Below are 6,707 nucleotides of genomic sequence, written 5' to 3' on the forward strand. Positions count from 1 at the left end.
GGGCGCCGTCGGCGACGAGGGCCCGCACGGCGGCGGTCGGGGCGGGGGTCCGGCGGGCCACGGCTCTCCTCCGTCCTGCGGGCGGCGCGCCCGGCGCCGTGGGGGTCCGGGGCGCGGGGCGGGGTCAGTTGGGCGTGGCGAAGGACAGGTCGGGACCGGTCTGGGGCAGCGCGCCCGTCGCGTCGAGCAGCGCCTCCTCGCGGGCGAGCAGGCGCAGCTGGGCGCGCAGCCGGGCGACGGCGTCCGGCTGCTCGAGCAGGGCCTGGCGCTCGGGCAGCGGCAGGACCATCCCGGCGGTGACGAGGTGGGACAGGACGCGCGGCGACGTGACCCCCACCGCGTCCTCGGCGCCGCCGAGGCGCGCCCGGTAGGCGGCGAAGGCGGCGGCGACGCGCACGCCCAGCGCGGCCGCCTCGTCGGGGTCGCCCTCGGGGTCCTCGAGCGGTGTCACGAGGCCCGTGGCCCAGGGGGTGCCGGCGGTGTCGTCGAGGCCGTGGAGGCGGAAGCGCAGGGCACCGCTGGTGACCATCTCGAAGCGGCCGTCGTCGAGCTCGGTGATGTCGCGGACCACCGCGGTGCAGCCGACCTCGTGGACGGCGTCCGCGCCCTGCCGCACGTCCCGGCCCGGGCGCAGGGCGACGACGCCGAAGACCCGGCGCTCGGGCGGCGTGTCGAGCAGGTGGCGGGCGAGGGCGCGGTAGCGCGGCTCGAAGACGTTGAGCGGCAGCACCAGGCCGGGCACCAGCACCGACGGGAGCGGGAACAGCGGGAGCGGCTGCACCGCGCGAGCGTACGGCGCGCCCCGCGCGGCGCGGAGGGAGGCCGTGCCCCGGGGCGGGCCCCCGGGGCGCGCCGACGACGCGCGAGGGCGCGGTGGCGCCGCCCCCTACCATCGAGCGGTGATCCGTCGCCTGGACCTGCGCGGCCGCGCCCTGGACGCGCGCGAGCTGCGCGGCACGCTGCCCCGCGCCGAGCAGGACGTCGAGTCGGCCCTCGAGGTCGTCCGCCCGATCGTCGAGGACGTGCGCGCCCGTGGCGCCGCGGCGCTGCGCGACCTCGGCGCGCGCCTCGACGGCGTCCGGCCGCCGCACCTGCGGGTGCCGGCCGACGCCCTCGCCGACGCCCTCGCCGCCCGGGTCGAGCAGGCGCACGGCGTCCGCTCCGCCCGCGGGAGCGTCGTCGAGGAGCGGGGCCGGCTCGTCGCCGAGGTGCGCGCCGTCGTGGAGCCGTGGGCCGACCTGCGGGTCGTGGCGCGCGGGTCCGACGACGCCGCGGCCGAGCTGCACCGGGCCGGCGGCCGGGACGACCTGCGCCCCCGCGTCCGGCTCCGGGTGGCCCGCACCGAGCGGGAGCCCAGCCGCTCGGTCGCCTGAGGCCCCGGAGGGCCTCGTCGGCGGGAGGCTCGCCCACCGCAGGACGACCGGACCACCCCTGGGGGAGCGCCGCACCGCGTCGCTCCCCCAGGATGGGTCCTCGACGACGTGCGACGGCCGCACGCAGGCGCGCAGGCGCGCCGCGCGAGAGGACCGGGATGACCGACCAGCACCCCCCGACCGCCACCACCGCCCACCCCGCCCCGGAGACGAGCAGGAGCACCGGGGACGCCCCGGACGACCGGGGCCCGCTCCGCGTCGGCGTCGTCGGCGCCGGCGTCATCAGCGCCCAGTACTCCCTCGCCGTGCAGCGGCTGCCCCAGCTGCGGGTGACCGCCGTCGCGGACGCCGTCCCCGAGCGCGCCGAGGCCCTGGCGGCCGAGCACGACGGCGCCCGGGCGCTCGACGTGCCGGGCCTGCTGGCCGCCGACGACGTCGACGTCGTCCTCGGCCTCACGCTCCCCGCCGGCCACGCGGACGTCGCCCTGCAGGCGCTGGCCGCCGGGAAGGACGTCTACGGCGAGAAGCCGCTGGCCACGACGTCCGCCCTCGCCCTCGCCGTCGTCGAGGCCGCCCGCCGCGCCGGCCGCCGCGTCGGCTGCGCGCCCGACACGGTGCTCGGCACCGGCGTCCAGACGGCGCGGGCGCTCGTCGACGCCGGGGAGATCGGGGTCCCCCACGCCGCGACGGCGACGATGACGACGGCCGGCCACGAGCGCTGGCACCCGAACCCCGACTTCTACTACCAGCCGGGCGGCGGCCCGCTGCAGGACATGGGGCCGTACTACCTGACGGCGCTCGTGCACCTCCTCGGCCCCGTCGTCCGCGTCACCGGCCTGAGCGCGCGCCCCCGCGACGAGCGCGTCATCGGGTCCGGCCCGCGCGAGGGCGAGCGCGTCGGCGTCACGACCGACACCCACGTCACCGGCGTGCTCGAGCACGCCTCCGGCGCCCTGACGACCCTCGTCATGAGCTTCGACGCCTGGGCGTCCCGCACCCCGCCGATCGAGGTCCACGGGACCGAGGGCTCGCTCTCCGTCCCCGACCCCAACCACTTCGACGGGGTCGTCGAGGTCGCCCGGGCGGCGCGCCAGCCGCTGCGGGGCGCCGTGTGGGAGGAGGTGCCCCCGCGGGCCGGCTACCTGGGCGCGGGGCGCGGCTACGGCCTCGCCGACCTCGCGCTCGCCCGCCGCACCGGCGCTGCCCACCGCGCGAGCGCCGAGGTGGCGCTGCACGTCGTCGACGTCATGGCCCGCCTCGAGGAGGCCGCGGCGTCCGGCGCGCCCGTCGCGACGACCACGACCTGCGAGCGCCCGGCGCCCGTGGAGGGCCTCGTCGAGCTGGCCGGCGCCACGACGGGGGGAGGCCCCCGTGGCTGAGCGCAGCGCCCTCGTCGTCCGCGGCGGCTGGGACGGGCACCACCCCGTCGAGGCCACCGACCTCTTCGTCCCCCACCTGCGCGAGCACGGCTTCGACGTCCGCGTGGTCGAGGACTCCACCGCCGTGTACGCCGAGGCCGACTACATGGCCGGCGTCGACCTCGTCCTCCAGTGCATGACGATGACGAGCATCGAGGCGGACGAGCTCGCGGGGCTGCGGGCCGCCGTCGCGCGCGGCACCGGCTTCGCCGGCTGGCACGGCGGCATCGCCGACTCCTACCGCGCGTCCTCGGACTACCTGCAGCTCGTCGGCGGCCAGTTCGCCTGCCACCCGGGCAAGGCCCCGGAGGAGCGGCAGGGCGGGCCGCAGGACAACTACGTGCCCTACCGGGTCGAGATGCTCCCGGCCGCGGCCGACCACCCCGTCACCGCGGGGATCGAGGACTTCGACCTCGTCACCGAGCAGTACTGGGTGCTCACCGACGACTACTGCGACGTCCTGGCGACGACGACGCAGGCCGTGCGCCCGTGGGACGAGTGGCACCGCCCGGTCACCTCCCCCGCCGTGTGGACCCGGCAGTGGGGCGACGGGCGCGTGTTCGTCTGCACCCCGGGTCACGACCCGGACGTCCTGCGGCAGCCCGCCGTGCGCACGATCGTCGAGCGCGGCCTGCTCTGGGCGGCCCGCGAGCGCTGAGGAGCACTGGTCCCGACGCCCAGGTGCCCCGGCGGCGCTCCTCGGGTCGCGCTGAGCACCCGCGTCGGGTTGTCTGGGGCCTCCTGCTCCAGCCCCCGGGGTGCGGACCCGTGAGGAGCAGGAGGTGCGCGTGGTCGACGCGCGACGGTCGAGAGAGGCACTGGCGGAGGGGCTCGCGCTCAGCGGGCTCACGGTCGAGGAGCTCGCGGGGCGGTGCACGGCGCTCGGGGACGACGTGACCCCGGCGCTGCTGCGGCGCATGGTCGGGACGACGGCGGAGCGCGGGGACCACGAGCACGACGTCGTCGCCGCGGCGCTGCACGAGCGGTTCCTGGAGACGGGCGAGCCGCGGCGCACGCCGTTGAGCGCCGACCTCCCCGCGCCGTGAGGACGGCGCGGACCCCTGGGGCGGTCGTCGACGTCGCTGCGGGCGCGCTCCGCCCCTAGGCTGGGGCGCGGCCGGTCCAGCCGTCGGGGTCTCGGCGGTCGGGTTGATGACCCAGCCCCCCGGCCCGCAGGTCGCCCTCGGGCGGTCCGCGGTCGTGCCACCACCCGCGGGTGGTGGGGCTCCAGGAGCAGTCCATGCCCACGTCCTCCGCCGGCGCCGAGACGCCGGCCCACGCCCCTTCGACCCCGCCCGGGATCGAGGGCGCCTTCGCCGAGCTGGGCCGCCTCATGCTCGACCAGCCCCTCGGCCAGTACCTCCAGCGGGTCGCGGAGCTCGCCGCGGGCACGCTCCCCGGGGTCGACGGCCTCTCGGTCACCCTCGTCGAGGACGGTCGCGCCCGCTCCGCCGCCTTCACCACGACCGTCGCCGCGCAGCTCGACGAGCGCCAGTACGAGGTCGGCTTCGGGCCCTGCCTCGACGCGGCGCAGTCCGGCGACACCATCCGCGTCGACGTCGCCGCCGACGACGTCTACCCCGCCTTCGCACGCGCGGCCGCCCGCCTCGGGGTGCGCTGCGCCGCCTCGGTCGGCATGCCCGTGCCCCACCGCGTCGTCGGCGCCCTCAACCTCTACAGCGCCAGCGGCGACCTCGACGAGGAGACCCTCGTGCTGGCGCGCACCTTCGCGTCCTACGCGGCCGTCGCGCTGGCCAACGCCTCGCTCTACGGCTCGACCGCGCGGCTCGCGGACCAGCTGCAGGAGGCGATGCGCTCGCGGGCCGTCATCGAGCAGGCCAAGGGCGTGCTCATGGCCGTGCACGGGGTGGATGCCGACGAGGCCTTCGCCCGGCTCTCCCGCGCCAGCCAGGACGCCAACCGCAAGCTGCGCGACATGGCGGGGGAGGTCGTCGCGCGCGTCCGGCAGGGGGAGGTCGTGGGGTGACCGGTCGCGGGCGGCCGTCGTCGCAGAACACCGGTGCCGTGGCGGTCCAGCAGGACCTCGCCGTCCGGCTGGCGGAGATGGCGCGCGACCTCCAGCGCGCCGTCGAGCGCCCGGACGTCATGACGCGCACCGTGCGGGCCGCCGTGGCCCTCGTGCCGGGGGCCGAGGACGGCTCCGTGAGCCTCGTGCAGGGGCGCCGGAGGATCACCAGCGAGGGCGTGTCCAGCGACCTGCCGCGCACCTTCGACCACCTGCAGGTCGCGACGGGCCAGGGACCGTGCCTGGACTCGGCCTTCGAGCACCTCACCGTGCGCGTCGACGACCTGTCCGCGGACGAGCGCTGGCCGGACCTCGCCGTCCGGGCGGCGGACACGGGCGTCCGCTCGTGCCTGTGCCTGCAGCTCTTCGTCGAGGGGGACGACCTCGGGGCGCTCAACCTCGTGTCGCGGCGGCCCCGTGCCTTCGACGACGAGTCCGAGCAGGTCGGCCTTCTCCTGGCGAGCCACGCGGCCATCGCCGTCGCGGACGCCCTGCACCTGCAGGGGGTCCGCCGCGCCCTGGCCAACCGCGACCTCATCGGCCAGGCGAAGGGCGTCCTCATGGAGCGGCACAAGGTGACGTCCCAGCAGGCCTTCGACCTCCTCGTCCGCGCCTCGCAGGACGCCAACCGCAAGCTCGTCGACGTCGCGGAGGCGCTCACGGCCACCGGCGACGTCGGCGGCTGACCGCGATCCGGCGGAGCGCCGCTCCGGCAGACACGGGGCGTCCCGGACGACTACCCTCGGGCACATCGGTGGGGGTGGCCGACACCGGTCCGGCGAGCGCCGGGCGGTGGGCGGGCCCGTGTTGAGGACGCAGCGGCCACCGGTCCGCGCAGGCCAGGGGCCGCGCGGCCGAGCAGCCGCCGCCCTGAGCCCGCGGCGGTCGAGCGAGGAGCACGACCGTGACCATCCACCTCATCGACCCCTGCGCCGGCACCGCCGGCGCCCCGCCCACCACCGTCGGCGGACGCGTGCACGGCGCCAGCGCCGACCTGGGCGCGCACCTCAGCGCGCTGGCGCGCACGAGCACCGGCCAGCCCCTCGGGCGCTACGCGCGGCGGGTGGCCGACCTCGCCGCCCGGGTGGCGCCCGGCACCGCGGGGGTGACCGTCCAGCTCGTCGAGGACGGCCGGCTGGCGGCAGCGGCGTCCACCTCGGCCGAGGCCGCGGCCCTCGACGAGCGGCAGTTCGAGCCGGGCTGGGGGCCGGCGCTCGAGGCCTCGGCCTCCGGGCGGGTCCTGTGCGCGGACCTCGACGACCCCGCGCCCGGCGCCCTCGACCACCACCCGGCGCTCCTGCGCACCGCCCGCCGCCAGGGCCTGCGGTCCCTCGCCGTCCTGGGGCTGCGGGTCGAGGACCGCCCCGTCGGCACGATCACGCTGTGCGGCCGGGACGGCGGCCTCCTGCGCGACGGACGGATCCCGCGGAGCCGGGCCTTCGCGGCGCACGCCGCCGTGGGGTTGGAGGGCGCCCTCCTCCACGCCGCGGCCGTGCGGCTGGTCGAGCAGCTGCACGAGGCGATGCGCTCGCGGGCCGTCATCGAGCAGGCCAAGGGCGTGCTCATGGTCGTGCACGAGGTGGACGCCGACGAGGCGTTCGCCCTCCTCGCGACGGAGAGCCAGCGCACGAACACCAAGCTGAGGGTCGTCGCCGCCGGCCTCGTGGCCCGGGCGCAGGGGCGTGCCGGGGCCGCGGCGGTGGTCCGGTGAGCCGGGCGACCGCCGCCACGACCTGCTCCTGCGCCGAGGAGTACGCGCGCCGCTGGCCCGACGTGCACCCCGGGGCGCTCGCGGGGGTCCACGACCCGCTCTGCCGCGTGCGCCTGGCCCACCTCGAGGACCAGCGCCGCCAGAACGGCGGCGTCCCGCCGCGGCGGCGCTCCGGCACC

At 78.2% G+C, this 6,707-nt stretch carries 9 protein-coding genes; 8 read left to right on the forward strand and 1 reads right to left on the reverse strand.

Annotated elements, in window-relative coordinates:
* Positions 1-124 precede the first annotated feature (124 nt).
* Complete coding sequence (locus HLB09_RS11060) at positions 125-781, reverse strand: LON peptidase substrate-binding domain-containing protein (RefSeq protein WP_171203429.1); 657 nt, start codon at positions 779-781, stop codon at positions 125-127.
* A 118-nt stretch (positions 782-899) separates the two neighbouring features.
* Here HLB09_RS11060 and HLB09_RS11065 point away from each other — a divergent pair, with 118 nt between their 5' ends.
* The 8 genes from HLB09_RS11065 to HLB09_RS11100 all read left to right on the forward strand — a co-directional run.
* A complete protein-coding gene (locus tag HLB09_RS11065) occupies positions 900-1,373 on the forward strand; it encodes a histidinol dehydrogenase (RefSeq protein ID WP_171203430.1) in 474 nt (157 codons plus the stop codon).
* A 158-nt stretch (positions 1,374-1,531) separates the two neighbouring features.
* A complete protein-coding gene (locus HLB09_RS11070; protein ID WP_171203431.1) occupies positions 1,532-2,752 on the forward strand; it encodes a Gfo/Idh/MocA family protein in 1,221 nt (406 codons plus the stop codon).
* On the forward strand, positions 2,745-3,449 hold the full coding sequence (locus tag HLB09_RS11075) for a ThuA domain-containing protein (protein ID WP_171203432.1): 705 nt from the start codon (positions 2,745-2,747) through the stop codon (positions 3,447-3,449). Before HLB09_RS11070 ends, HLB09_RS11075 begins: the two co-directional genes overlap by 8 nt.
* A gap of 130 nt (positions 3,450-3,579) precedes the next feature.
* On the forward strand, positions 3,580-3,837 hold the full coding sequence (locus HLB09_RS11080) for a hypothetical protein (RefSeq protein ID WP_171203433.1): 258 nt from the start codon (positions 3,580-3,582) through the stop codon (positions 3,835-3,837).
* A gap of 194 nt (positions 3,838-4,031) precedes the next feature.
* A complete protein-coding gene (locus tag HLB09_RS11085; protein ID WP_171203434.1) occupies positions 4,032-4,778 on the forward strand; it encodes a GAF and ANTAR domain-containing protein in 747 nt (248 codons plus the stop codon).
* Complete coding sequence (locus tag HLB09_RS11090; RefSeq protein ID WP_212770924.1) at positions 4,775-5,503, forward strand: GAF and ANTAR domain-containing protein; 729 nt, start codon at positions 4,775-4,777, stop codon at positions 5,501-5,503. Before HLB09_RS11085 ends, HLB09_RS11090 begins: the two co-directional genes overlap by 4 nt.
* Before the next feature lie 218 nt (positions 5,504-5,721).
* Entirely contained in the window at positions 5,722-6,528 is an 807-nt protein-coding gene (locus HLB09_RS20005; protein WP_171203435.1) for an ANTAR domain-containing protein, read from the forward strand.
* Positions 6,525-6,707: hypothetical protein (locus tag HLB09_RS11100; protein ID WP_171203436.1), on the forward strand; the 183-nt coding region annotated here is incomplete at its 3' end. The genes HLB09_RS20005 and HLB09_RS11100, both read left to right, overlap by 4 nt.

The organism is Pseudokineococcus marinus, assembly GCF_013004605.1.
GTDB lineage: Bacteria > Actinomycetota > Actinomycetes > Actinomycetales > Quadrisphaeraceae > Pseudokineococcus > Pseudokineococcus marinus.

Excerpts from the sequence above, each read along its gene's own strand:
- HLB09_RS11070 (WP_171203431.1), top strand. The coding sequence starts at position 1,532 with ATGACCGACCAGCACCCCCCGACCGCCACCACCGCCCACCCCGCCCCG.
- HLB09_RS11085 (WP_171203434.1), top strand. The coding sequence starts at position 4,032 with ATGCCCACGTCCTCCGCCGGCGCCGAGACGCCGGCCCACGCCCCTTCG.